At 62.1% G+C, this 25,048-nt stretch carries 19 protein-coding genes; 5 read left to right on the forward strand and 14 right to left on the reverse strand.

Features of this window, described 5'->3' with window-relative positions:
• Positions 1–34 precede the first annotated feature (34 nt).
• The 14 genes from BLS41_RS23765 to BLS41_RS23825 form a co-directional block, all read right to left on the reverse strand.
• On the reverse strand, positions 35–3,760 hold the full coding sequence (locus BLS41_RS23765; RefSeq protein WP_074769259.1) for an autotransporter domain-containing protein: 3,726 nt from the start codon (positions 3,758–3,760) through the stop codon (positions 35–37).
• A gap of 561 nt (positions 3,761–4,321) precedes the next feature.
• Positions 4,322–4,846, reverse strand: coding sequence for a hypothetical protein (locus BLS41_RS23770; protein WP_074769261.1), 525 nt, complete (start codon positions 4,844–4,846; stop codon positions 4,322–4,324).
• A gap of 9 nt (positions 4,847–4,855) precedes the next feature.
• Positions 4,856–5,560, reverse strand: coding sequence for an alkyl sulfatase C-terminal domain-containing protein (locus tag BLS41_RS39670; RefSeq protein ID WP_366486886.1), 705 nt, complete (start codon positions 5,558–5,560; stop codon positions 4,856–4,858).
• Positions 5,561–5,614: 54 nt separating this feature from the next.
• Positions 5,615–6,850 (reverse strand): alkyl/aryl-sulfatase, encoded by a 1,236-nt coding sequence (locus tag BLS41_RS39675; protein ID WP_253189751.1) that lies wholly within the window; start codon positions 6,848–6,850, stop codon positions 5,615–5,617.
• Between the two features lie 503 nt (positions 6,851–7,353).
• Positions 7,354–9,018 (reverse strand): ABC-F family ATP-binding cassette domain-containing protein, encoded by a 1,665-nt coding sequence (locus BLS41_RS23780; protein WP_074769263.1) that lies wholly within the window; start codon positions 9,016–9,018, stop codon positions 7,354–7,356.
• 496 nt (positions 9,019–9,514) lie between these two features.
• Entirely contained in the window at positions 9,515–10,213 is a 699-nt protein-coding gene (locus BLS41_RS23785; protein WP_074769265.1) for a glutathione S-transferase family protein, read from the reverse strand.
• Positions 10,214–10,272: 59 nt separating this feature from the next.
• Positions 10,273–11,358, reverse strand: coding sequence for an AI-2E family transporter (locus BLS41_RS23790; RefSeq protein WP_074769267.1), 1,086 nt, complete (start codon positions 11,356–11,358; stop codon positions 10,273–10,275).
• Positions 11,359–11,506: 148 nt separating this feature from the next.
• Positions 11,507–11,749, reverse strand: a complete 243-nt coding sequence (locus tag BLS41_RS23795) for a CsbD family protein (protein WP_074769269.1) — start codon at positions 11,747–11,749, stop codon at positions 11,507–11,509.
• A gap of 75 nt (positions 11,750–11,824) precedes the next feature.
• Positions 11,825–12,007, reverse strand: coding sequence for a CsbD family protein (locus BLS41_RS23800; protein WP_074769271.1), 183 nt, complete (start codon positions 12,005–12,007; stop codon positions 11,825–11,827).
• 612 nt (positions 12,008–12,619) lie between these two features.
• Positions 12,620–13,777 carry an enoyl-CoA hydratase/isomerase family protein gene (locus BLS41_RS23805; RefSeq protein ID WP_074769273.1) on the reverse strand — a complete coding sequence of 386 codons (1,158 nt, stop codon included), beginning with the start codon at positions 13,775–13,777 and terminating at the stop codon, positions 12,620–12,622.
• 43 nt (positions 13,778–13,820) lie between these two features.
• Positions 13,821–14,732: a 3-hydroxyisobutyrate dehydrogenase gene (gene mmsB, locus BLS41_RS23810; protein ID WP_074769275.1), complete on the reverse strand. Its 912-nt coding sequence runs from the start codon at positions 14,730–14,732 to the stop codon at positions 13,821–13,823.
• A 38-nt stretch (positions 14,733–14,770) separates the two neighbouring features.
• A complete protein-coding gene (locus BLS41_RS23815; protein WP_074769277.1) occupies positions 14,771–16,321 on the reverse strand; it encodes a CoA-acylating methylmalonate-semialdehyde dehydrogenase in 1,551 nt (516 codons plus the stop codon).
• A 54-nt stretch (positions 16,322–16,375) separates the two neighbouring features.
• On the reverse strand, positions 16,376–18,067 hold the full coding sequence (locus BLS41_RS23820) for an AMP-binding protein (protein WP_074769279.1): 1,692 nt from the start codon (positions 18,065–18,067) through the stop codon (positions 16,376–16,378).
• Between the two features lie 283 nt (positions 18,068–18,350).
• Positions 18,351–19,484 (reverse strand): acyl-CoA dehydrogenase family protein, encoded by a 1,134-nt coding sequence (locus BLS41_RS23825; protein WP_074769281.1) that lies wholly within the window; start codon positions 19,482–19,484, stop codon positions 18,351–18,353.
• Positions 19,485–19,768: 284 nt separating this feature from the next.
• Between BLS41_RS23825 and BLS41_RS23830 the strand changes: the two genes are divergently transcribed.
• The 5 genes from BLS41_RS23830 (at position 19,769) to BLS41_RS23850 (ending at position 24,825) form a co-directional block, all read left to right on the forward strand.
• The gene (locus BLS41_RS23830; protein WP_083380065.1) at positions 19,769–20,869 is read left to right on the forward strand and encodes an AraC family transcriptional regulator; all 1,101 of its coding nucleotides are present in this window, start codon (positions 19,769–19,771) and stop codon (positions 20,867–20,869) included.
• 80 nt (positions 20,870–20,949) lie between these two features.
• On the forward strand, positions 20,950–22,674 hold the full coding sequence (locus BLS41_RS23835; protein ID WP_083380066.1) for an NfeD family protein: 1,725 nt from the start codon (positions 20,950–20,952) through the stop codon (positions 22,672–22,674).
• The gene (locus tag BLS41_RS23840) at positions 22,671–23,444 is read left to right on the forward strand and encodes a slipin family protein (protein ID WP_074769283.1); all 774 of its coding nucleotides are present in this window, start codon (positions 22,671–22,673) and stop codon (positions 23,442–23,444) included. The genes BLS41_RS23835 and BLS41_RS23840 overlap by 4 nt, the downstream gene beginning before the upstream one ends.
• A gap of 127 nt (positions 23,445–23,571) precedes the next feature.
• Positions 23,572–23,832, forward strand: a complete 261-nt coding sequence (locus BLS41_RS23845; protein ID WP_074769285.1) for a DUF4148 domain-containing protein — start codon at positions 23,572–23,574, stop codon at positions 23,830–23,832.
• Positions 23,833–24,327: 495 nt separating this feature from the next.
• Positions 24,328–24,825, forward strand: a complete 498-nt coding sequence (locus BLS41_RS23850; protein WP_074769287.1) for a YaiI/YqxD family protein — start codon at positions 24,328–24,330, stop codon at positions 24,823–24,825.
• The last annotated feature ends 223 nt before the right edge of the window (positions 24,826–25,048 follow it).

Genomic DNA, 25,048 nt, shown 5'->3' on the forward strand with positions numbered 1-25,048 from the left:
AATTGGCCGGTCCGTTCGATGCAGCTAGCTTCGATCAGAACAACTGACGCAGTTTCAACGAACCCGCTTGCGACACGTAGCCCTTGCCCGCCTGCACTTCGTAGCGCACATTGAGACTCAGGTTGTTCGCGCGCAGCAGCGTGACGCCCAGCGTCATGTCGGCAAGGTCCGAAACCGGTGACGAACCGAGCGTCGTAAAGCTCGTCGCGCCGGTCGGATCGCCGACGTAGCTTGCGGCGCTCGACGCTCGTGTGTGGTCGTACTCGTGACGCCACGCGAGCGTCAGTTCAGGGACGACAACCCCATACGACGAAGTGAAATCGCGCGAAAGCTTCGCGCCGAGATCGCTCTTGACGGAAGTCGAATGCGTCGAGCCCACCGACAGCGCCGCACCGTTACCGCCGCTTTCCGTGTAGCCGTTCTGATGCAGATAGCTGTAAGTCAATGCAGCCAGCGGCGTGACCGTGTACGGACCGGCCGCGAGCGGCATGCCCACTTCGCCGCGCATCACGTATTGCGTCCCGCCGAAGCTCGCGTTCGCAGCGCCCGAGAAACCGCTGAAGTCGACCTGACGGTCGGCGTCGTAGCGTTGCAACACAGCACCGCCCGACAGGTTCGCGTACCAGCGGCTCGCTGTGTAGCTGCCGTAGCCGAGCAGGCCGTACGAGTTCACGCGGGTGGTGTCGCCCGCGGTGTCGCCGGTGTTGTTGATCGCGCTGTTGGTGTAGCTGAACACGCCGCCGACGCGCCATGCATCGCTGACCGCGCGATCCATACCGAACATCAGGCCCGCGAAGTTCGCGCTGTAGCCATCGACGGAATCGCGGGCGTCCTGACTTGCGTGACCGCCGAACGCCTGGCCCCAGATGCCGTTCGCGAGCGTGCCTTCACCCGTCGACACGCCGGTCGCGCCGTCGTTTTGCGCGAGCCGGAAGCCGTTCAGGTGAGTCGAGACGATATCCAGCACGTTATACGTCGGCGCGGCCGCGGCGCGTGCCGTCGATGCCTGCGAGATTGGCGCGAGCTGTGCGCCCGCGTGGTTCACGTCGGCGACGGTCCCGTAGGTCTGCAACGCGATGGCCGCGTCGTACAGGTTCAGCAGGCGCGCATCGCTGACGCCCGTGTAGGCGGTCAGGCCGCTCATTGCGCTGCGCGCATTCGACGTCGTTGGAGTAATCCGGCCGGTGCTTCCGCTGCTTGTGCCCGTGTCGGTACTGGTGCCGCTACCGCTAGTGTCGGTGCCACCCGTGCCCGTGCCACTGGTGTCCGTTCCCGTCAGGCTGTCGACCGTGACGACGAGATCGGTGTGGCCGTCCGACGTGGTCACCGAGGTGCCGCTCAACGATGCGGTGTAGCCCGCGATCGAGTAGTTCAACGCACTTGCGTTGTAGGTGCCGGTGCCCGCCGCGTCGACCACGACATAACGCTGCCCCGCAGCGAACGAATACGCGCCCGTGGTGCTCTTGAGCGTGACCGTCGAGCCCGCATCGATCTCCGCATTGCCGCTCACGACCAGGCGGCCATAACCGGTGTCGCTCAGACTACCCGCTGCGATCGCGCCGCTCGACACGCCGATCAGTAGCGTCGCGGCCTCGCCTTGCGAGTAATTGCCGGTGATGGTCGTGATGCCGTCCACCTCGAGCGTCGCGCCGCTGTTGTAGACCGTGTTCGTGCCGACGTCGATCGAATCGTTCAGCAGAAGATTGCCTGAGCCGAAAGTCAGATCCGCGGCGGTGCTCGAAATCGTGCCAGCCGCGCCGTCGTAACCCGTCAACGTGCCGAAGATCGTGCCGGTGCCGCCGTCAATGGTCAGCGCCGAACTACGGATGTTGTTGATGTTGCCGGCGATGACGCCTGCGTTAACGATGGTGCCGATCGATCCGCCGTTCTCGATCGCATTTTGCGAGCCGGTGATAAGGCCGGTATTGGTCAGCGTACCGATGCTCCCCTTGTTCTCGATCGCCGTACTCGTTGCGCTCAACGTGCCGGCGTTTGTCATCGACGTGATCGTGCCGGAGTTGTACAAGCCCTCGTAGGTGGCGGTGATCGTACCGGTCGCTTCGTTGACGAGCGAGTCGATCATTCCCTGGTTGGAGAAGCCATTGCTCGCGCCGGTCATCGAGCCGCTGTTGTCGACCGAGCCGATCGAACCGACGTTCACCACTGCGTCGTTGTGGCCGTACAGCGAACCTTCGTTGAGCAGAGCGCCGATCGTGCCCGTCGATTCGTTCTTGAACGCGACGAGCGTTCCGTTCGCGCTGCCCGTGTTGATCAGCGCGTTGATCGTGCCGGTGTTGTCCAGCGCATATTCATCGGCCGCGATCGTGCCGCTGTTGGTCAGCGTGCCGATCAGACCGTCGTTGGCGATCGCGGTTTCGCCCGAAATCATGCCGGCGTTGCTGAGCGTGCCGATTGTGCCGATGTGAACGACGCCAGCCGTTTGCGTCGAGTTTGCGTTGTAGATGCCGACCGCGCCGCCGGTGATCGTGCCGCCCGTCTGGTTGTCGAGCACCGAAATCGTGCCGCCCGCATTGACCACGCCGCTCAGGCCGCCGCTGATCAGGCCGCTGTTGGTGAGGGAACCAATCGAGCCGAGATAGGTGGCGCCACGGCTCGTGGTCGACGCCTGGTTGAGCACGGCGGTATTCTGCACACTGTTGATCTCACCGCTGTTGCTGAACGCGCCGATGGTGCCGAGGTTGAAGACCGCGCCGTTGGTGTCGCCTTGCTGGTTGATCGTGCCGAGGTTCGACAGCGAGCCAATGGAGCCCTGGTTCTCGATGACGGCCCATTCGCCGTTGATATACCCGCTCGCTTCGTTCGTGAATGTGCCGATCGTGCTGGCCGCGCCGCTATTGAGCAGACCGTAGCTACTGCCGAGCATGTCGCCGGAGTTGTCGATCGAACCGATCTTGCCCTGGTTCAGCACGGCTTCCGCGCCGCCGCTCAGATTGCCTTCATTGGTGATCGCGCCGATCGACGACAGCGTGCCGCTGTTCAGGATCGCACTGGTAGTCAGTCCCTCGAGGTCGCCGTCGGCGGTGTTGTCAATCGACGTGATCGTGCCGAGATTGCGAATCCCGACGACGCTGCCGGTCATCGAACCGCTATTGGTGATGCTGTCGATGGTGACGGCGGACGTGTTGTTCCCGACGATCGTGCCGGCGCTCATCAATCCACCATCGTTGTCGATGGAGTGAATCGTTCCCCAGTTGTCGACAGCCTGCGCAGACGCGGTTATCGTGCCGGCGTTGTGAATCGTACCGATCGTCCCGTCGTTATAGATACCCTCGGATATCGAGGACATGTCGCCCTGATTATCGATAAGGTCAATCAGACCACTATTGAGGACGACCACCGGCGAGCCGTTGATCGTGGTCGTCGAGGACAGTGTTCCGAGGTTGCTGATCGTGCCGATCGTCCCGGAGTAGTCGAGCAAGACCGGTTGCCCGCTGGCGATCGACTGGGTGCTCGAAACACTGAGGGTGGTGCCGTCCCAGGTATAGTTGGCGGCGATCGTGCTGCCACTCACGCCAACGTTGCCGACATAAAGCGTAGCCAGCGGGACCGCGTTTGCGGCAGCAGAGTGTGCGCCCATTGCCACCATGGCGGCGGTGGCAAATGCGTGAAGGTGCGATCGCCGCAATGCAAGGCGACGCTCGCTGCGCGCCGAAGCATGTCCGTGAGCAGTCGCGAGTTCAGAGACAGCCTGATAAGCGCCCAGGCTTGGATTCCAGACGGTCCGATAGACGTGATTCATACTTCCCCGAGTTGGTCTTGGCGCCCACGTCCGGTCGTTCAATTCCGGGCGATGCGTGGCAACGTCCAGCAGCGATTGATACGTGTGCGCTCGATTAATAGTCGAAGTGGGTTTTCCGTCTGGGCAAGTTGGAACCGGGAATTTTTCGAATGAGACGGCGGCATCCCTCTTGCACAAACCGATGATGAGACGGTCGCTACAGCCCAAACGCCTCTCATCGTGCCCTTTAATTCGCTACATACTTAATTTACATTGCGGCCGATTATTTCGATTAATAACCGCCGATGTCAATAATTTACTTATTGAGGAAATTCGCCCATTTGCGGACGTATAGCGGCTTGGCGCAGCCATTCAATTTGCAGTGTCCGCGGGGTTCCCGCATTTTCTCTGCGCGTTAGATTAGTTTTGAAGTCGTTTTCAAACAGCAGTCGATGACTTGATAAATACTTACAGAAAATCAGCAATCGTTTGCGCGTGTTGGGGAGCTGTAACAAAAGTGTTGGAAATCTAAGACAGTGCCGCTGTGATCTTGCGCAAGGCCGCGCGGGGATCATCGCTATATCAACCACCTACGATCACCGGGTCCGAAACGGTGAGCATCTGCGTTAGAGCAAGCACGGAATGTTCAGGGGCGTCGAACATAAAAAGCTCATTGTGTAGCGCCGTTTCGATACTGAAACCGCCATCCATCCACGCACGTGTACCCGCCTCGGACGTGATGATGATGTTGCTGCGCTTTGTCTCATCGTCCGTTGTCAGATCAGGCATGTCGGGGACAATGTCCGGATCGAAGCCACTTGTCGTGGCGTGGAAAAATCCCCAGGTGTCGTTTTCGATCAGCAACACGTAAAAATCCGGAAGCGTTAGTAGTGCATCTTCGCGATGGGCACCTTCAATGCGTGCCTGGAGCAGATTCAATGCTTCAATGGAAGAAATGCGTGTGCGTGCGGCGGATAGCGCGCCCGTTGTAGCATCGATCGGCTCTACCATCCCGGACTCGATCGCCTTACGGGTAGCCACCGCGACTGACAATGCCAGCGGATGACCGACGCCGAAGTCGATTTTAAAATTGCAGATTGCGCACATGACCGCACCTCAAGGCGTGACAATATTGAACCAGAAGTCGAAGTTGTCGAGCCACGACACAAACTCTCCGAGCTTCTGACTATTCCCGTCTATTTTTGCGTTCCCCGCCATAACAAGTTTCTGCATGGTGGTTTGACCCATCATGATGCTATTGAGGTCCGCACGCGTCATCGTGACCGTTGCATCCGCCGACTGCGAACCTTTGCCTTTCGAATAATGCAACGCGCTGTTCTCGACGCCGAGTACACAATTCTCTTTCGTGTCGGTAAGCACGAGATTGAACGACGCGGTCTTTCCATTGGCCCGATCTGCGTTGAGCCGGATGCCGAGATAGTCGAGGAACATGTCGAGCGGCATCGCCTGGATGGTGTCGGGACTTTGCGGTGCGGGGGCCTGGCCTTTCTGGACGCCGTTGCGCAATTCCATCGCACCGGTCAGATAGAAGTTGCGCCACGGAGCCGACTCCGACTGATAGCCGAGCTGTTCGTAGGTATCCGCCAGAAGCTGTTTGGCGGCAGTGTTCTGGGGGTCCGCGAACACCACATGGTTGACGACTTCCGCCACCCAGCGATAGTCGCCCTTGTCGAAAGATTCATGTGCTTTTCGTAGAACGGCGTTGGCGCCGCCCATGTAATCGACGTATCGTTTGCCGCTTTCGGTCGGCTGTAACCGATGCAGATTCGCAGGAACGCCGTCGAAAAAGCCCAGACGCAGGTTGTACTGCGCAACGGCGTCGTGATAGACCGTGCCGTAGTAACTTCTGCAATATCAATGTTTCGCGAGACTGTCCGGCAGGCGGATCACTTCACCGATTTCCAGCGGTGTGTGACCGAGGTTAGACATGCGCATGACCTGGTCATGCAGATAGCGATACATGTCACGCTGTGCGCGCAGGAAGGCGACGATGCGATCGTTGCCCCACGTCGGCCAGTAATGCGAGGCGAAGATGACCTGCATGTCGTCGCCGTGCATGTCGAGCGCCGTCTGAAGATACTTCGACCAGAGCAACGCGTCGCGCACTTTCGCGCCTCTCAGCGTGTACAGGTTATGAAGCGTATGAGTGGCATCTTCCGCTGCACAGAACGCTTTGAATTTCGGCAGATAGAACATGAATTCAGAGGGCGCTTCCGATTCGGGTGCCATCAGCACTTCAATCTCGACACCGTCGAGCGTCATCTTCTGCCCGGTTTTTTCGGCGAACATCGAGGGCACGGCCAGCGTGATCGTGCCGACCGACGTGGTCTTGCCAAGTCCACCGTCGACAATGCCCACAGGACTACGCGGCAGAAGCGAGCCGTACATGTAGCTGGCGCGTCGGCCCATCGCATTACCTGCGATGATGTTTTCGCCGACGGCCGCTTCGGTAAATCCGACTGGAGCCACAATCTGCACCTTGCCCGCTTTCAGATCGTCGTCGCTAACGAGTCCTCGCACTCCGCCGTAGTGATCGACGTGACTATGCGTATAGATGACGTGGGTAATCGGCTTATCGCCCAGATGCGGAACGACAAGCTGTTTCCAGACGGTGGATGAGACCTCGGTGGTGATAAACGGATCGACCACGATATAGCCGTGATCGCCCCGGATGATGCTCATCACCGAGAGGTCGTAGCCGCGAACCTGCCAGATACCGTCGACCACCTGGTACAGCCCGTGGTTCATGTTGAGCTTGGCATTACGCCAGAGGCTCGGGTTGACAGTCGACGGGGCATTGTTTTCAGGACCGCCGCTCACAAATGCGAACTGCTGCAGATTCCATGCTGAGAACTTGCCTTGTCCCTTGATGATGACGGGCTCCGGGAGCGTCGCAACGAGGCCGCGTTTGGCGTCTTCAAAGTCCTGAGCGTCTGCGAAATTAAGGAAGTCGGCGTACTGCTTGTTCAGTGCGATGGTCGCAGGAGTAGCAGGTTTGGGAGCAGCTCCGGATTGGCTTGCACCGCCAGTTTGCGCGAACGTTTCGCCGACGACGCCCGAAAGGCCGGTAGCCGCGCTGGCCACCGCCACGTTTTTCAGAAATGCCCTGCGCGACCCCGTTTTTTCGCTGCGTCATCCGACTGCGACATGACCACCTCCGGAAGTTGACTACGGCGGACGCCGGCAGACACATCACCTGGTGGCGATTCGGCTTCTGACTGCGACGATCGATGCTCGCCGGGCAAACATAGCGCGTGGGGTTGGGTCCAGTGCGTGGCTTGCTTTTTTTGATCGGCGACAGCAGTCCTTTTCGCATAGGCGCCGTGGCGAAACCATAGGGAGTTGGGGCAATTCATCTGCCCCGAGGGGCAAAACAGGGACAGCGTTCGCAGACTGGTAGTGTCTGCGCCGGCGCTTTGGGTCTGAGGTCGCACGACGGAAAGTCCAAGGGAGGCGGACTCTCGAGTGACTGCGCTGCGAACTGGTTTGAAGACTGCAATTGGCCGACATCTCACGTCGGCGCGCTTCTCCGCACGACTGCTGCCCCCTTGGCGAACCTGCCAAGGAGGTATCCCAGTCGATAACTTCCTTCCCTACCCCGCCGCACCCTGCTCGCGCATGCGACGGGCTTCGTCGCGCAGGAACTGCTGGTAATCGTCCAGATCGCCGTCGAAGGGCTCGACGCCGCCTTTCGTGACCAGCCAGAACTCATCGCATACAGCGCGCAGCAAAGCCCGGTCGTGACTGACCAGCATCACCGTGCCTTCGAATTCGTTGAGCGCCATGGCCAGCGCTTCGCGTGTGGCCAGGTCGAGGTGGTTGGTCGGCTCGTCGAGCAGCAGCAGGTTGGGGCGCTGCCACACGATCATGCACAACACGAGCCGCGCCTTTTCGCCGCCGCTCATCGTGCTGACCGCCTGATGAACCGTGTCGCCACTGAAATTGAACGTGCCGAGGAAGGTGCGCAGCGATTGTTCGGTGCCGCTCTGGCCAGGGGCGCGCATGTTCGGCGGCGTGTCCTTGGCAAGGCGGATCATATGTTCCATCGGCGTATCGAGCGGGCGCAGCACGTCGAGTTCCTGCTGCGCGAAGTAGCCGATATTCAGGCCCTTGCCTTCGCTGATTTCGCCGGCAATCGGCGCCAGCGAGTGCGCCACCGTCTTCACCAGCGTGGACTTGCCCTGGCCGTTGGCGCCGAGAATGCCGATGCGCTGCCCCGCCAGCACGGAGCGGTTGATGCCCTTCACGATGACCGTAGGCGGCGTGCCCGGCGCTGCGTCGGCCGGGGCCGGGTAGCCGAAACTCGCGTCCAGCATCGACAGCAGCGGGTTCGGGACGTTGAGCGGCTCCTTGAACTCGAAGGTGAACTCGGCATCGGCCAGCACCGGTGCGATCTTCTCCATGCGTTCGAGCGCCTTGACCCGGCTCTGCGCCTGTTTTGCCTTCGAGGCCGTGGCCTTGAACCGGTCGATAAATTTCTGCAGGTGGGCGATCTTGTCCGCCTGCTTCGCCATCGCGGCCTGCTGCAGCACGAGTTGCTCGGCGCGCATCTCTTCGAATTTGCTGTAGTTGCCGCCATAACGCACGAGTTGGGCGTTGTCGACGTGCACCGTCACCTGCGTCACCGCGTCGAGGAATTCACGGTCGTGGCTGATCATCACCAAGGTCCCCTGATAACGCTTGAGCCAGGCTTCCAGCCAGACCAGCGCGTCGAGGTCAAGGTGATTGGTGGGCTCGTCGAGTAGCAGCAGATCAGACGGACACATCAGGGCGCGTGCCAGTTGCAGTCGCATGCGCCAGCCGCCGGAGAAACTGTTGACCGGATGGTTGAGCTGCTCTGTGCTGAAGCCGAGGCCGAGGATCAGCGCCTGTGCGCGTGCGGGGGCGTCGTGTGCACCGGCATCGTGCAGAGCCATGTAGGCGTGCGCCATGCGCATGCCGTCGTCGCTGGCTTCGGAGGCGGCTACTTCCGCCTGCGCGGCCAGCAGCACGGTGTCGCCCTCGACGACGAAATCGGTCGCGCCCTGCTCGGTCTCGGGCATATCCTGCGCGACCTGGCCCATCTTCCATGCAGCCGGAATCGAGAACTCGCCGCTATCTTCGTGCAGCGTGCCGTTAAGAAGCCCGAAAAAGGAAGATTTGCCGGCGCCATTGCGGCCAACAAGACCAATTTTTTCGCCAGGGCTGAAGGTGACGGATGCGCGGTCGAGGACGACATTGACGCCGCGGCGCAGCGTGAGATTACGGACGGAAATCATAAGAGGCTACTTCGAAGAGGATAGGCATGATAGCCGACCTGACGTTCGGGGCCGTCGATTTTCCGAGCTTATCCCTTCGCCCGCTGCAGTCGGTCGCACCGCCGATCGTCCAAAGGCAGCAGCTAGCGCCTGCGATGATCGAGCACATCGTCTCCGCATTCGACGATCACACAACCGGTTCTGCAAATGGCTGACAGGCCAGCGGCGCATCGTGAAGTGGTCGACCGCAATCGCACGTCCGGCCATCATTTCCGGGCGATGGCATAACCCAAGCTACGCGGATAGGAGACGGACCAACGCACGCAGGTCACGCTTTACTTCCAGCGGAGAGCGCAACCGTTTAAGCACCCGTGCCACGCTTAAATCCAGCATTCCGTCACTCGTTGGCCACCCAAACCGTTTCGATCCAGTGAGATTTTTTGTCCACCTCGCATACTGCGCACACACCCGGTGTGTCCCGCTGCCCGGGACAATAAAAATCAGCTACGCACTGCGCTCACGGCGCGTTGCGCATCCGCTCGCGCATCGCTTCGCAATGGTTCACGAGATTTTCCTGCGTAAGAACATAGCGTTTGAGCGGCGTGTCGATTTCGTAGAAATAGATGCTCGCAATGAACCCGTACAGGCCCGCGTCTGTACTCGACGGTTCTGCGCCGAATATAAATGGGCCTTCGCCGAGCAAGTGCGAAATCGCGCGTAGATCTGCCAGCCCGCGCGCATACGCCGCGTCCGCTTCATAGCGGCCGATACCCTGATAACGATAGCGCTCGAAGTTATAGCGGCGCGCGTTGTCGAGTACTTCAGCGGTGAGTTCCGGGTGTTGCGCCAGCAGCGCATCACGGAAGCTGGGCCAGTAACGATCGTCGCGCCAGCGTGAATACGACATGACCCAATACAGGTCGTCCAGCGTGCGTCGCACCAGCAAATCGATGCACTGGTTTTCCGCGCTCAAGGCATCGTCCAGTCGCAGCTTATAGCGATGTTTCAGATGCGCGATGATCGCGTCGCTATCGCCGATAATCTCGCCGTCGTCATCGAGGTAGGGCAACTGCCCTCGCGGTGCAGCGGTCGTGTCGAGTACATGTCGATGGTCGAACGACAGCCCGTTCATGGTCAGAAACGCGAACACCTTTAGCCCGTAAGGATTGTTGTCCTCAAGGCCGAAAAGCTGCGGATACGAATAGAGTGTGATCATGTCGCCTCCTGGTGTCGCGATGCTCGTGCGTCTCCCGATCGTAAAGACATCCTGCAACGTCAGTCGGTTTTCCCGGTCAACGCCTTGCGCGCAGCTTCTCCTTCAGCGCGCGAAGCCGCATAAAAAACCCGGGCTCTGCCGATCACGATCTTCAGCATCGCGATCACCGGCACCGCCAGAAAAATCCCGGCCACGCCGCCCAACTGATCGCCCGCCAGCAATCCGACGATAACGAGAAACGGGCTGACTTCCACCCCCTCGCTCATCAGATACGGATTGAGCACGTAGTCCTGAAACAGCCGGTACAGTCCGATAAAAATCACCAGCCACAGCAGATGCGGATAGCCGCTGAACACGGCGACCACCAGCGTGATCGCGACCGCGCCGAGCGGTCCGGCGAACGGCACGAACTCCAGCAAGCCCGCGCTGACAGCGAGCAAAAACGCATACGGCACACCCAGCAGCGAGAACGCCACGCCGTAACAGATCAGTGTCGCGAGCGACAAAAACAGCAGCGCCCGCACGTATTTCGACAGCAGCACATTCAGATCGGTGACGATCTCCGCCCACAGCACGCGATGCCGGTCATTCAGCAGATCGAGAAACGAGTCGCGCATTTGCGGCCCTTCCTTGATCAACAGAAAGCTCAGAATCGGAATCAGCACGAGGTAGATCAGATTGCTGGCCGCGTGGACCACACCGAGGCCGACACTGCGCGCCATCGGCACGGCTTTGTCGGAGCCGGTCTCGATCTGGCTGCTAACGAAATCGACGATACGTTCGCGCAGCGGCTCGAGAAAATGCGGCAGCGGAAAGCGATTCTGCACATCGGACTTCATCAACGTGGGCAATTGCGCGAACAGATGCGTCGCCTGGTCCTGCAACTGCACGCCGAACACCGACCCGACCACGGCGATCACCGCAACGACCACGATGAACACGAGCGCGATGGACGCGACACGCGGCACGCGGCGCGGCCGTATGCGATCGACGAGATCGACCATCGGGTAAATCAGGTAACTGAAGAACACCGCGAACACCACCACCAGCACCGTGGACGACGCGATATAAATGACGAAGAACAGCAGCGCGATCAAAAACGCGGTCCAGACTTTCCTGGCCGTGGAAACATCGAATCCCAGCATGAACCTTCCTCGAATAGACGATGAGATCCGACGCTTCGAACGCGCCGGGAACATCGGACAAATAAGGCGCCCGCGAGGCAAAAAATGCAAGCGCCGCGTCACCCGTGCCGCACACCGCCATGGCACCGGCGACGCGGCGCGCCAACGTTTACAGCAAACGACCCAGCAGGAAGCCAACGCCGACCGCGATCACCAGCGCGCCGAGCGGGTTGTTGCGGGCCGTCTGCGCGATCTGCTCGACACTGTCGCCGTACTTCGCCTGCGCCTTGCCGGCGAGCTGGCGTGCCTTGCCTTCGGCTTGCAGATCGAGATCGCCGGTCAGTCCGCCGACGGCGTCCTGCACCTTGCCTGCCGCATCCTTGAGGGTTCCGTCGAGCTGGTTGGTATTCATCGTTATTCTCCTTGAACTGATTTGCATGCGGTTAGCCGGCTTACGACGGCTCGCTATTCAGACATGGCGTGCGGCCTAACGCTTCCTGCGCTCGCGCACGGCATCCGCCGCTTCGCCGATCCTGCTCTGCACCCTGCCCGCCAGCTTCTCGGCTGCGCCTTCGGCCTGAGTCGTGCGATTGCCGGTGACTTTGCCCATCGCTTCCTTGACGGAGCCTTTGACCTGTTTCGCTGCACCTTCCATACGATTCTTGTCCATGACGGTTTCCCAGAACGGTTGAGTTGCAAACAGACGACGTGAGGCGCTGCACGCGTTTTTCACCTGTGACCGTGTTCGCGCGGGCAGTCGACATGGGACTCATTGTCCCGCTGTGTCATGTCCGTTCGCGGTCAGGAATACGCATGATGGCGCCGCGCATCTGCACGGAGAATCGCCCGTGTCGTTTCGCGGATAGCTTCGCTTTTTGCGAGCCACTTTCAGACGGCTTTCCGGTCAAGCACGGTTCGTTCCTGCTTGAAACGTTGGCTAGGCGATCGGAGGAGAAAGCGTGGGGATTGAGCTAGACGCACGCGCTTAACGCACGCGAACACGCGGCGCTCTGGAGCGCACGTTTTAGGATGAGAGGGACATCAGGACCGTCCGATGACGGTGCGTCGGAGGTTTCAGATCACGTGCCGACGGGGCACGGCCAGTCGGCAAAAATCACGCTATCGTCGGACGAAATAACGTGAACAAGCGGCACATCGTCGGAAAAAAATACACAGGCCGGTGATAGCGCGCGGCCTCGCGAATTGCGAAGGCACACGGCCGCCGCCGCGCGCCCGCGAAAAACTGCGGGCCGCCGTGAACCTGCGCAGCGGACCCAACCCATCACCCCTGCTCAGCCCCCAACCCGGCCAGCGGATGCGCGTCGCTTTTCCACGGCGAAGTCAGAAAGTGTCTGACGCGCTCGGGCCGCACCTGCGCGATCGTAGCGGGCGCCCAGCGGCTGTTGCGATCCTTGTCGATCAGTTGCGCCCTCACCCCTTCGCAAAAGTCGCCTTCGTCGATCACCCGTTTGACGATGCCCAACTCCATCCGGAAACATTCGGCGAGTGTCATCTGGCGGCCGCGCAGCAATGCTTCGCGCGTGACGTAGAGCATGGTCGGCGAATGGCCTGTCATTGCATCGTAAGTGGCTTGCAGCCACTGCTTCGCCTCGCGCGGCGGCTCGCGCTCGAGGTCCTGCCGCAACGTCGCGACGATCCTCTCGATGCTCGAACGCCGGTCGAAGTGCCGCAGAATCGACTGCGTGAACGATCCCAGCGCCGCGTGCGGAACGATGTTGCACGGCGGCTCGAAGACTCCGCGCAACGCGTTCATCAGATCGCCGTCGTGCGACATGCGCTGCAAGCGTGTTTCGAAACTGGCGAGCCATTCGGCGGGCACGCACAGATCGGCGAGTTGCAGACGCAATGCATCGGCACCGGACAACGTCGCGCCGGTCAACCCGACATACAACTCGACTTCCGCCTGCATCACGCTCAGAAAACGCGTTGCTCCAACATCCGGCAGAAAGCCGATGCGCGTCTCAGGCATCGCAATCTTGCTGCGTTCCGTGACGATCCGCAGACGCGCCGCCTGACCCAGCCCCATGCCGCCGCCCATCGCAATGCCGTCGAGCAGCGCGACCACCGGCTTCGGAAACGTATGCAGCGCGTAATCGAGCCGGTATTCGTCGATAAAGAATGCGAGCCACCGGCTGTCGCCGCTAGTCGCCAGCCGATGCACTTCGCGCACATCGCCGCCCGCGCAAAAGCCCTTCGCGCCCGCGCCTTTCAACACCAGCGCGACGATGCCGCTATCGGTGCGGCAATGTTCGACCAGCACCGCAAGCTCGCGCACCATCGCGTGCGACAGCGCATTGAGCGCGGCGGGACGGTTCAGCGTGATGATCGCCACACGGTTAACGACGCGAAACAGAATCTCACGTTCCGCCTCAACGACGGTGTCGGCGATGTCGGGCAATGCGCTTTGCGAGGCGCTCATCGAGGAGTCTCCTCGCGGGTGATTGAATATTCGTATTCGAACATCATGCGCCAGTATCCTTACGGTCTTTTTCGTCCGGGCGATACAGCTTGATCACCGCCGAAAAGTCCAGACGTCCCGCGCCTTTCGTGCTCATCGTCTGATAAAGCTGTTGTGCGAGCGCACCGAGATAAACCGGTTGACGCGCGGATTTCGCGGCGTCAGTGGCCAGGCCCAGGTCTTTCAGCATCAGATCAGTGCCGAATCCGCCGGTGTATCCGCGTGTCGACGGTGCGGTTTCGATGACGCCGGGCATTGGGTTATACGTGTCCGAACTCCAGCAACGCCCCGTCGACGTATTGATGATTCCGCCCAGCACTTTCACGTCGATACCGAGCGCTTCGCCGAGCGCCATCGCTTCGGACACGCCCGCCATCGTGATGCCGAGCACGAGGTTATTGCAGATTTTCGCGACCTGTCCTGTTCCTGTGTCGCCGCAATGCACGATGTTTTTTCCCATCACCGACAACACCGGCTTGACCTGTTCATACGCGCCCGCACTGCCGCCGACCATGAACGTCAGCGTGCCCGCCGCCGCGCCGCCGGTGCCGCCCGACACGGGCGCATCGACGAAGGGGTTGCCGTGCTGCGCCGCGAGTTCCGCGAACGCCTTCACGCTGGCGGGATCGATGGTGCTGGAATCGATGATCGGCACGCCCTTCGCGATGCCGGCCAGCACACCTTCGTCCGAAGACAATACGCTGCGCACGTGGGCCGCTGCCGGCAGCATCGTGATCACGTATTCGACATCGGTCACGGCCGCTTTCGGCGAAGAAGCCGCTTGCGCACCCGCATCGACCAACGCCTGAACCGCTTGCGCACTGAGGTCGAACACGTTGACCGTGTGCCCCGCCTTGAGGAGGTTGTGCGCCATCGGCGCACCCATGTTGCCGAGTCCGATAAAGCCTATTTTCATGATGTCGTCTCCGTTTTTCGACTAGCTCGCGGATGGCTTCAGCGCAGACTGATTGTCGTGTTGACGCCGTCGTTGACGGTGTCGTCGTCGAACCAGCGGGCGGTGACGGTCTTGGTCTGCGTGTAGAACTGGACGACCTGCTTGCCATACGGGCCGAGGTCGCCGAGCTTCGATCCGCGCGAACCGGTGAAGCTGAAAAACGGCACCGGCACCGGAATCGGAATGTTGATGCCCACCTGGCCGATATCGATTTCGCTCTGGAATTTACGGGCCGCCGCGCCGCTTTGCGTGAACAGACCAACGCCGTTGCCGAACGGATTGCGATTGACGAGCGCGATGGCGTCGTCGAGTGTGGCGACGTTCAGCACCACCAGCACCGGCCCGAAAATTTCCGTACGGTAGATTTGCATCTCGGTCGTGACGTCGGTGAACACGGTCGGCCCGATGAAGTTGCCTTGCTCATAACCCGGCACTTTCACGTCACGGCCATCAAGCGCGAGCGTCGCGCCTTCCTTCACGCCTGTTTCGATCAAGCCCAGAATGCGCTGCTTCGCCGCACGCGACACGACCGGGCCGATGTCGGTATTCGGCTCGCTACCCGCGTTGATCTTCAGCGTCTTTGCTTTGGCGACGAGATCGGGCAACCACTTTTGCGACGCGCCCACCAGCACGACCACCGAGGTTGCCATGCACCGTTGACCGGCCGCGCCGAAGCCCGCCCCCGCAAGCGCATTCAAGGTCTGCTCGCGATTCGCGTCGGGCAATACGACGGCGTGATTCTTCGCGCCCATCATCGATTGCACGCGCTTGCCGTGTTCGCTGCCGAGGCGATATACATGCGTGCCGACCGCCGTCGAGCCGACAAACGAAATCGCTTTCACCAGCTCGTGCGAGCACAACGCGTCGACTACTTCCTTGCCGCCGTGCACGACGTTCAACACGCCTTTCGGCACACCGGCTTCGAGCGCGAGTTCGACCAGTTGCATCGTCGACATCGGGTCCTGCTCCGACGGTTTCAACACGAACGTGTTGCCGCAGACAATCGCCATCGGGAACATCCACAGCGGGATCATCGCGGGGAAATTGAACGGCGTGATGCCCGCGCAGACGCCAAGCGGCTGACGCAGCGTGTAGGTATCGACGCCGCCCGCGACGTTCTCCGCGAATTCGCCCTGCTGCAAGGTGCCGATCGAACAGGCGTGCTCGACCACTTCGAGTCCGCGAAAAATATCGCCCTCGGCATCGGGAATCGTCTTGCCCTGCTCCGCGCTCAAGGTTTTTGCAATGCGCGGCATATGTTCGCGGATCAACGCCTGGTACTTCAGCATGATGCGCATGCGCGCGCCAACCGGTGTGTCCTTCCACGTTTTGAACGCCGCGTGCGCGCTGCGGATCGCCGCATCGACTTCATCGACGGTCGCGAACGGCACGCGCGCCAGCACCTGCTGCGTCGCAGGGTTCACGATATCGCGCCATTCGGCGGTTTTCGATTCGACGAACTCGCCGTTGATCAGCAGCTTGACGGTGGCAGCGTTGTTAACACCGGCGGCAACATCGTGCCCGGCCTGGTTCGAAGCAATGGTGCTCATGCTGAAACTCCTGTGCAGTGGCCGCGCGGCGGCCGGACAGTCATGAAGAAAAGATCAACGCAGATCGGGGAAGTCTTCTTCCCAGTATTCATCGGGCAGGCGCGCGGGTTCTGCTGTGCGCTCCATTTCGCGGCGTCGCAATTCAACACGGCGAATTTTCCCGGAGATGGTTTTCGGCAGATCGCTGAATTGCAGGCGGCGAATCCGCTTGTACGGTGCGAGCTTTTCGCGAGAAAACGCGAACACCGCGCGCGCAAGTTCGGGGCCGGCTTCGTAGCCTTGCCGCACGGTGACGAACGCCTTGGGCACCGACAGACGCATCGCGTCGGCGCTCGGCACCACCGCTGCCTCGCCGATCGCCTCGTGCTCGATCAGCACGCTTTCGAGTTCGAACGGACTGAGCCGGTAATCGGACGATTTAAAAACGTCGTCCGCGCGGCCGACGTACACGTAATAGCCGTCGTCGCGACGCAGCGCGACATCCGACGTGCGGTAGAAACCGTTGCGCATGGCCTGCGCGGTGGCATTGGCGATGTTCGCGTAGCCGGTCATCAAACCGAGCGGGCGTGCTGCGAGCGGCAACGCGATTTCGCCTTCGGTGACGGGCTGATCGTCAGCGTCGAGCAGTTCGATCGTGTAGCCGGGCAACGGGCGTCCCATCGACCCCGCCACCACCGGCTGACCCGGCGAATTGCCGATCTGGCAGGTGGTCTCGGTCTGGCCGAAGCCATCGCGAATCGTGATGCCCCACGCGTGCTTCACCCGCTCGATGATCTCGGGATTCAACGGCTCGCCCGCGCCGACAATCTCGCGCAGGCTGACCGGATAGTCGGCGAGCGGCTCCTGCACCAGCATGCGCCACACGGTAGGCGGCGCACACAGCGTGCTCACATTGAAACGGACCAGCGCGTTCAGCGTGTCCTTCGGCACGAAGCGCGCGAAGTTGTACACGAACACGCAGGCCTGCGCGTTCCACGGCGCGAAGAAGCAGCTCCACGCGTGCTTGGCCCACCCGGGCGAACTGATGTTCCAGTGAATGTCGTTTGGCTTGAGGCCGATCCAGTACATCGTCGACAGGTGGCCGACCGGATAGCTCTGATGCGTATGCTCGACCAGCTTGGGTTTGGACGTGGTGCCCGACGTGAAGTACAGCAGCATCGGATCGGTGGCGCGCGTGATGCCGTCCGGCGTGAATTGCGGCGACGCCTGGTACGCCGCGGCCAGATCGATCCAGCCGTCGCGCGGCGCGCCCACCGAAAAGCGCGTGAGGGGAACATCGAGCGAATCGAATTTGGTAAGTTCCGCACTGTCGATCACCGCGAACTTCGCGCCGCCTATCTGCACGCGGTCGCGCACGTCGTCGGCGGAAAGCTGGGTGGTGGCGGGCAGCACGATCGCACCGAGTTTCATCGCGGCGAGCATCACGTCCCATAGTTCGACGCGGTTCGGCAGCATCAGCAGCAAGCGGTCGCCGCGCCCGACGCCCGCTTCGCGCAGGAAATTCGCCATGCGCGCGGAGCGCTCCGACATCTGCGCATAGGAAAGACGCAAGCCGTCGCCAGCGGGGTCGTCGACGATCCACAGCGCGGGATTGTCGTTATCGCGCGCGATCACGTCGAAATAATCGAGCGCCCAGTTGAACTCGCCCAGGGCCGGCCACGTGAATTCGCGGTACGCGCGCTCGTAGTCGGTTCGATGGCGCAACAGCAGATCGCGCGCGTCGAAAAAGGCCTTCGCTGCAGTCATCGTCGTCTCCTGATGGCGCGGTATAAGCTCCGCTTTTATGTGCCGTTTTGGGTGCTGCTTTGTGTTGCGTGGTGTGCTGCTGGTTTGCTGCTTACGTGCAGAGTTTTAGTGCTGCATTTGCGTGCTGCGCTTCAGGTTCGTGCCTGTTTAGTTTCCCTGTCTAGCTTCCCTGCTTTGCCTGCCGAACCGCACACTTCGCGCGCCCGCAACCCGAAGCTTCCAGCAATCTATTTTGCGCCGAAATCACCGTCCAATCCGCGTTTAAACAGCATTTGAACCGCGCTTAGACATTCCGCGCGATCACCATCCGCTGCACTTCGCTGGTTCCTTCGTAGATCTGCGTGATGCGGGCATCGCGGTAATGACGCTCCACCGCGTAGTCCTCGAGATAGCCATAGCCGCCGTGAATCTGGATCGCTTTCGAACAGACTTCCTCGGCCATCTCGGATGCAAACAGTTTCGCCTGCGACGCTTCCGACAGGCACGGCAAGCCCTCCGTGCGCAGCCGCGCCGCGTGATGCACGAGCAGGCGCGCGGCATTCAAACGCGTGGTCATGTCGGCGAGCATGTTGGCGATGCTCTGATGATCCTTCAGCGCGCGGCCGAACTGGACGCGCTCGCTCGCATAGCGGCGCGCGGCGTCGAACGCGGCGCGCGCGATGCCGACCGCCTGCGCGGCAATGCCAATCCGCCCGCCTTCGAGATTCGACAGCGCGATGCGCAACCCCTCGCCCGGCTCGCCAAGCAGATTCGCTTGCGGCACGGCGCAGTCTTCGAGGGAAATCGGGCAGGTGTCGGACGCGCGGATGCCAAGCTTGTGCTCCGGCTTGCCGACGTTGAAGCCCGGCGTACCGGTCGGCACGATGAACGCCGACAAGCCGCGCTTGCCCAGATCCGGGTCGGTGACGGCAAATACGATCGCGATGTCGGCGCGGCTGCCGTTGGTCACGAACTGCTTGCTGCCGTTGAGAATCCACATGCCGTCCCGCAGCACGGCGCGGGTGCGCAGATTGTTGGCTTCGGAACCGGCCTGCGGTTCGGTCAGGCAGAACGCGCCGATCAGGCGGCCGGTGGCGAGATCCTGCAGATAGCGTTCCTTCTGCTCGTCTCTGCCGAACGCGAGAATCGGGCCGCAGCCAACCGAGTTGTGCACGCTCACGAGCGTCGCGCAGGACGCGCAGCCTGCGGCGATCTCCTCGATGGCGAGCGCGTAGGCCACGTAGTCGGTGTAGGAGCCGCCCCATTCGGCCGGCACGATCATGCCGAGAAAACCGAGTTCGCCCATCTGCGTGACGACGCTTGCGGGCAGTTGCGCGTCGCGGTCCCATTGCGCCGCGTTCGGCGCGAGCTGTTCGGTGGCGAAGTCGCGAGCGGCGTCGCGGATCATCCGCTGGTCGTCGGTATAGAAGCTGTCCATGGGCTCGGTCCTGTCCGGTGCGTGTGTTGCGGTGCGAGGCTTGAGTCGCGGGTCGCGCGCTCTTTCGTGACGATTCGCGATGCATCGGGTCGACGCATCCGCGCTCGTTCGACAACCAGTGTAAGGAAGCGGTCCGCTGCCTTCGATGCTCAGCCCGATCAATCTCGCTGAGCGCTTTTGCCATACTGCTAACATTCAAGCAGGCTGACAGGCGCGATTTCAAGGGTTAGGTGAATCGCAATAGGGAAAACACTGAGCGCTTTTGCAAGACAGGCTAGCCATCGATGAAAAACGACAAGGGCACTATTTCGGTCAGCCTGGTCGCGGAGACCCTCGCGCTTGCGCGCGCACGCGGTTTCGACGCGCGTCCGCTGGCCGAGGCGGCCGGCATTGCCGCGCCGATGCTCGCGTCGCCTAAAAGCCGGGTTACGTCGGCGCAATACGGCGCGTTGTGGGTTGGCATTGCGCGCGCGCTGGACGACGAGTTCTTCGGCCAGGACTCGCATCGCATGAAAAGCGGCAGTTTTGTCGCGATGACACAGATGGCGCTCGGCGCGCGTAACGGCGCAAAAGCGCTGTCGCGGGCGGTCGGCTTCATGCGGCTGGTTCTCGACGATCTGAGCGTGCAGATCGATTTGCAGGGCGCAGCGAATCCGCAGCGCGTGCGGCTGCGTTTCGTCGAGCGCGAAGGCGCGCCGGCTCCGGCCATGTTTGCGTATGCAACCTACTTCATCCTCGTCTACGGGTTGGTGTGCTGGCTGGTCGGGCGGCGCATTCCGCTGCTCGAAGCGCGCTTTCGCTGTGCCGCGCCGCCCGCCGCGCACGAATACCGGCTGATGTTCTGCGATCACATGACATTCGATCAGCCCGAATCGTACGTCGATCTGGCGCCTGATTTCCTCGACCTGCCCGTCATCCAGACGACGCGTTCGGCGCGAGCCTTTCTGCGCGACGCGCCCGGCAGTTTCATCGTCAAGTATCGGAACGTGGATTCGCTGGCGGCACGCGTGCGCAAGCTGCTGCGTTCGACGCCGATGGCCGCGTGGCCCGCCGCCGATCAGATGGCCGCGCGCCTGCATGTGGCGGAAGCCACGCTGCGGCGGCATCTGAAGCAGGAAGGCTATACGTATCAGTCGATCAAGGACGATTTTCGGCGCGACATTGCGATCGGTGAACTGCAACGCAGCGAGCGGACGATTGCCGACATCGCGAGCGCGGTCGGATTTGCCGAGCCGAGTGCGTTTCATCGCGCGTTTCGCAAATGGACGGGGATGCGGCCGGGCGATTACCGGCCTGCGCGTGAGCCGTCCCACACGCTAATGGATCGGCCGGTGAGCCAAAGCACCCGGGACTCACGCGCCGCGCCGAATCGGACTAAGCTGTAAGGAGCAGGCCAGCAGCCTTCTTCTGAGGTATCGGCCCGCGCCGTTCGATCACCGTCGATGCAGCGCGGCAGCCGTCAGCGATGAGCACGACTCCGCGTCTCCCGTTCCGGCAGTCTGGTTCGCGTCATCCGCTTATCCGTGGCGGTCTCGCGGGCCGGTTGATGCGCGGTTTGACCGCGCTTGGCGTCCTGTTGGCGTTCGTGTTCGCATCGTGCGAATCCTCCGCCCCGCTGCGGGCGGCGATTGCACCGGATAGCGTGGTGGTCGTTCCGGTGAATGGCGCAATCGGCCCGGGCAGCGCCGATTTCATCGTTCGCAGCCTGCAGCGCGCCGCCGACCAGCATGCGCAACTGGCAATTCTGCAACTCGATACGCCCGGCGGGCTGGACACGTCGATGCGGCAGATCATCAAGGCGATACTCGGTTCGCCGGTTCCGGTCGCCACCTTCATTGCGCCGAGCGGAGCGCGCGCGGCGAGCGCCGGGACTTACATCGTCTACGCGAGCCATATCGCGGCGATGGCGCCGGGCACGAATCTCGGCGCGGCCACGCCGATCCAGATGGGAATGGGCGGAGCCGAGCCTCCCGGCGGTGGAATGCCGGGGTTGCCGTCGGCGGGAAAACCGGGGTTGACGGGTGACGATGGTGCGTCCGGCGCAGCCGGGATCGCCTCCTCTTCCGCTACGGCTGCGGCCGCGTCAAATCCGTCGCCGTCTTCGGCCGCGCTTCCGCTCGACACCCAATCGACCGAACTACGCAAGCAGGTTCACGACGCCGCCGCCTACATTCGCGGGCTCGCGCAGATGCGCGGGCGCAACGCCGACTGGGGCGAACGCGCGGTCCGCGAAGCCGTGAGTCTGTCGGCGCAGGACGCGCTCGCGCAGCACGTCGTCGATCTGATCGCGCGCGACGCCCCCGATCTGCTGCGTCAGATGGACGGCCGCACGGTCGCAGTCGCGGGCGGCAACGTCACGCTGCACACCGCGCACGCGCCGCTCGTGATCGTCGAGGCCGACTGGCGCAGCCGCTTCCTCGCGGTCATCACCGATCCCAACGTTGCACTCGTCCTGCTGATGATCGGCATGTACGGCCTGTTCTTCGAGTTCGCCAATCCGGGCTTCGTGCTGCCCGGCGTGGTCGGTGCGATCAGCCTGCTGCTCGGGCTCTTTGCGATGCAGATGCTGCCGGTCAATTACGTCGGGCTCGGTCTGATCTTTCTCGGCATCGCGTTTCTGATCGGCGAGGCGTTTTTGCCGACTTTCGGCTCGCTCGGCTTCGGCGGCGTGGTCGCGTTCGTGATCGGCGCGATGATGCTGATGGATACCGACGTGCCCGGCTATGGCATCCCCCTGCCGATGATCGCCGCGGTCGTCGTCTTCAGCCTGGTGTTCGTGCTGGGCGTGTCGAGACTCGCGTTGCGCGCGCGTCGGCGGCCTGTGGTGACAGGTTCGGAGGCGCTGATTGGCAGCGTCGGTGTGGTGCTCGACGACGGCTTGCAATCGGAACAACCCGGTCACGCACCGGCTGGCTGGGCGCGCGTGCACGGGGAGCGCTGGCGGGTGTCCAGCACAACGCCGCTCGCAGCGGATCAACCGGTGCGCGTGACCGCGCGGCACGGACTCACGTTGAGCGTGGTGCCGGTCGCGACTGTGGCGACGGCGGCGACGGCGGCGGTGCCGATGACGACGGCCATGGCTGCATCGGGCGCATCGACTGCATCGCGCGCAGCGGGCGCGGGTGTTCCCGGTGTTCCGGCCGCTCCAGGCACCGCGCCCGGACAGACACAACAAGGAGAACCCTCATGATCGGTTTCACTTTCGGCTTCACCAGCATCCTGATTCTGCTGGCAGCCGCTCTGATTGCGTCGTCGATCAAGATTTTTCGCGAGTACGAACGCGGCGTCGTGTTCATGCTCGGGCGCTTCTGGAAGGTCAAGGGGCCGGGCCTCGTGCTGATCATTCCGATCGTCCAGCAATCGGTGCGGATGGATCTGCGCACGGTCGTGTTCGATGTGCCGCCGCAGGACGTGATCACGCGCGACAACGTGTCGGTGAAGGTTAACGCGGTGGTGTATTTCCGGGTGGTCGATCCGGAGAAAGCGGTGATTCAGGTCGCCCGTTATTTCGAAGCGACCAGTCAGCTTTCGCAGACCACGCTGCGCGCCGTGCTCGGCAAGCACGAACTCGACGAATTGCTGGCGGAGCGCGAGCAACTCAACGCGGATATCCAGAAAGTGCTCGACGCGCAGACGGACGCGTGGGGGATCAAGGTATCGATTGTCGAAATCAAGCACGTGGATATCAACGAAACGATGATCCGCGCGATTGCCCGTCAGGCCGAGGCCGAGCGCGAGCGGCGCGCGAAGGTGATTCACGCGGAAGGCGAACTGCAGGCGTCGCAGCATCTGCTGGAGGCGGCGCAGACGCTCGCGCGGCAGCCGCAGGCGATGCAGTTGCGCTATCTGCAAACCCTCACGACGATCGCCGCCGACAAGAACTCGACAATCGTTTTCCCGCTGCCGATCGATCTGCTGAGCGCGGTGCTGGACCGTTTCAGCAAGCCGTCGGGTCCGTGAATCGCAGGCGTCGCCAGGACGTTTGGATCAGCGGATGAAATGGTGCATTGCCTTACCTCGCCTTACTCGCGATATCGCCCAAAACTACAATAAAAGGGGCGCTTTAACCGCTCCAAAGGAGCCTGTCATGAAGATCGTTTCTCGAGTTGGACTCGGCGCGTTGCTCGTCGCCGTGAGCATCGGCAGCGCATTGGCGCAGACCACGGCGCAGTCGTCCGATCCATCGGCGCCGAAAACGCGCGCGCAGGTGCGGGCGGATCTGATCGAGTGGCGCGCGGCTGGTTACGATCCGCTGGACTGGATCGACTATCCGCAAAATGCGCAGCGCGCGGGCCGAATTGTTGCGGCGAGGCGCGCGCAGCAGGGCGGCGCGATGATGACGCAGTAGTGAGCTGGGTGGCGGCTGGCGGCCTGCTGAACGGTTGGTGGTGGATGCACACATGCTGAACGGTTACTGCGCGCATGGGTGCCGCTCGTTGATTGTGTGAGTGCTTGTTTGTTGCCGCGTGTTGCCGTGAGCGTGCCGATTGTTGCGCGCGCTGGCGCGTGTTGCCGTGCGCCTGCCACTTGTTGCCCACACGCCTACCGCTTGTTGTCCGTGCGCATGCCGCTTGTTACCGTGCGCCCGCAGCTTGTTGCCGTGCGTCCGCCGCTTGTCGCCGTGCGTCCGCCGCTGGTCGCCCGTCTGCCTCCCGCCCCAATTGCCCGCATACCGACCGCCCAAGACCGCACGAATCGCAGACGCAATTGGTCCCGCATACCTATCGGGCCCGCATGCGCATCTCCACTCCTCCACGCAATCCCCTTGCAACAACCGCCGCCGCGCGGGCAAGGTATCATCTCGCCCCTCCATTCTCTCCATCCCGCAGCCGGACTCCACACCATGCCAATCTGGGTTGATGCCGACGCCTGTCCGGTCGTGATCAAGGACATGCTGTATCGCGCCGCGCGCCGTACCGACATGCCGTTGACGCTGGTCGCCAATTCGTTTTTGCGCGTGCCGCCGTCGCCGCTGATCCGCGCGATCCAGGTGCCCGCCGGTTTCGACGCCGCCGACAACCTGATCGCCGAGCGCGTGCTGCCGGGTGATCTCGTGATTACCGCCGACATCCCACTCGCCGCTGCGGTCCTCGCGAAGAATGCACAGGCGCTCGATCCGCGCGGCAACTGGTACACGCCGGGCACGATCGAGGAACGGCTGCGCATGCGTGCGATGCTCGACCAGTTGCGCGGCAGCGGCGTCGACACGGGCGGCCCGGCCGCTTTCAGCGCTCGCGACAGCAAAACTTTCGCAGGCGAACTGGACCGCTGGCTCGCACGACAGCCGCCGCCCGCTGATGCGCCGACGCCACACTCGCCCGACCAGGCACCGGATTCTTAAGCTTTTACGCGCCGGTCCAGCGATGTAATGCGGGCCTGGGGCGTCAATCGTGATTACAATCCCGCCGTAACCCTGCGGCTGCGGCCGTTGCAGTTATCGGCGGTAATCCGCAGTGATGCCGCAGTGATGCCGCAGTGATGCCGCAGTGATAGCTTTACCCGGCACCGAACGCGAACGGCCGCCCAACGCCGCGCCGCCAACGGTTCGCTACGATTTTGCCCGC

This window comes from Paraburkholderia fungorum, from assembly GCF_900099835.1.
In the GTDB taxonomy this organism is placed as follows: Bacteria; Pseudomonadota; Gammaproteobacteria; order Burkholderiales; family Burkholderiaceae; genus Paraburkholderia; species Paraburkholderia fungorum_A.

Coding starts and splice junctions, on each gene's coding strand:
- BLS41_RS23815 (WP_074769277.1), bottom strand. CDS start 16,321: ATGAGCACCATTGCTTCGAACCAGGCCGGGCACGATGTTGCCGCCGGT.
- BLS41_RS23850 (WP_074769287.1), top strand. CDS start 24,328: ATGCCAATCTGGGTTGATGCCGACGCCTGTCCGGTCGTGATCAAGGAC.
- BLS41_RS23845 (WP_074769285.1), top strand. CDS start 23,572: ATGAAGATCGTTTCTCGAGTTGGACTCGGCGCGTTGCTCGTCGCCGTG.
- BLS41_RS23765 (WP_074769259.1), bottom strand. CDS start 3,760: ATGAATCACGTCTATCGGACCGTCTGGAATCCAAGCCTGGGCGCTTAT.
- BLS41_RS23840 (WP_074769283.1), top strand. CDS start 22,671: ATGATCGGTTTCACTTTCGGCTTCACCAGCATCCTGATTCTGCTGGCA.
- BLS41_RS23785 (WP_074769265.1), bottom strand. CDS start 10,213: ATGATCACACTCTATTCGTATCCGCAGCTTTTCGGCCTTGAGGACAAC.
- BLS41_RS23770 (WP_074769261.1), bottom strand. CDS start 4,846: ATGTGCGCAATCTGCAATTTTAAAATCGACTTCGGCGTCGGTCATCCG.
- BLS41_RS23830 (WP_083380065.1), top strand. CDS start 19,769: ATGAAAAACGACAAGGGCACTATTTCGGTCAGCCTGGTCGCGGAGACC.
- BLS41_RS23800 (WP_074769271.1), bottom strand. CDS start 12,007: ATGGACAAGAATCGTATGGAAGGTGCAGCGAAACAGGTCAAAGGCTCC.
- BLS41_RS23835 (WP_083380066.1), top strand. CDS start 20,950: ATGAGCACGACTCCGCGTCTCCCGTTCCGGCAGTCTGGTTCGCGTCAT.
- BLS41_RS23805 (WP_074769273.1), bottom strand. CDS start 13,777: ATGAGCGCCTCGCAAAGCGCATTGCCCGACATCGCCGACACCGTCGTT.
- BLS41_RS23820 (WP_074769279.1), bottom strand. CDS start 18,067: ATGACTGCAGCGAAGGCCTTTTTCGACGCGCGCGATCTGCTGTTGCGC.
- BLS41_RS23790 (WP_074769267.1), bottom strand. CDS start 11,358: ATGCTGGGATTCGATGTTTCCACGGCCAGGAAAGTCTGGACCGCGTTT.
- BLS41_RS23825 (WP_074769281.1), bottom strand. CDS start 19,484: ATGGACAGCTTCTATACCGACGACCAGCGGATGATCCGCGACGCCGCT.
- BLS41_RS23780 (WP_074769263.1), bottom strand. CDS start 9,018: ATGATTTCCGTCCGTAATCTCACGCTGCGCCGCGGCGTCAATGTCGTC.
- BLS41_RS23795 (WP_074769269.1), bottom strand. CDS start 11,749: ATGAATACCAACCAGCTCGACGGAACCCTCAAGGATGCGGCAGGCAAG.
- mmsB (WP_074769275.1), bottom strand. CDS start 14,732: ATGAAAATAGGCTTTATCGGACTCGGCAACATGGGTGCGCCGATGGCG.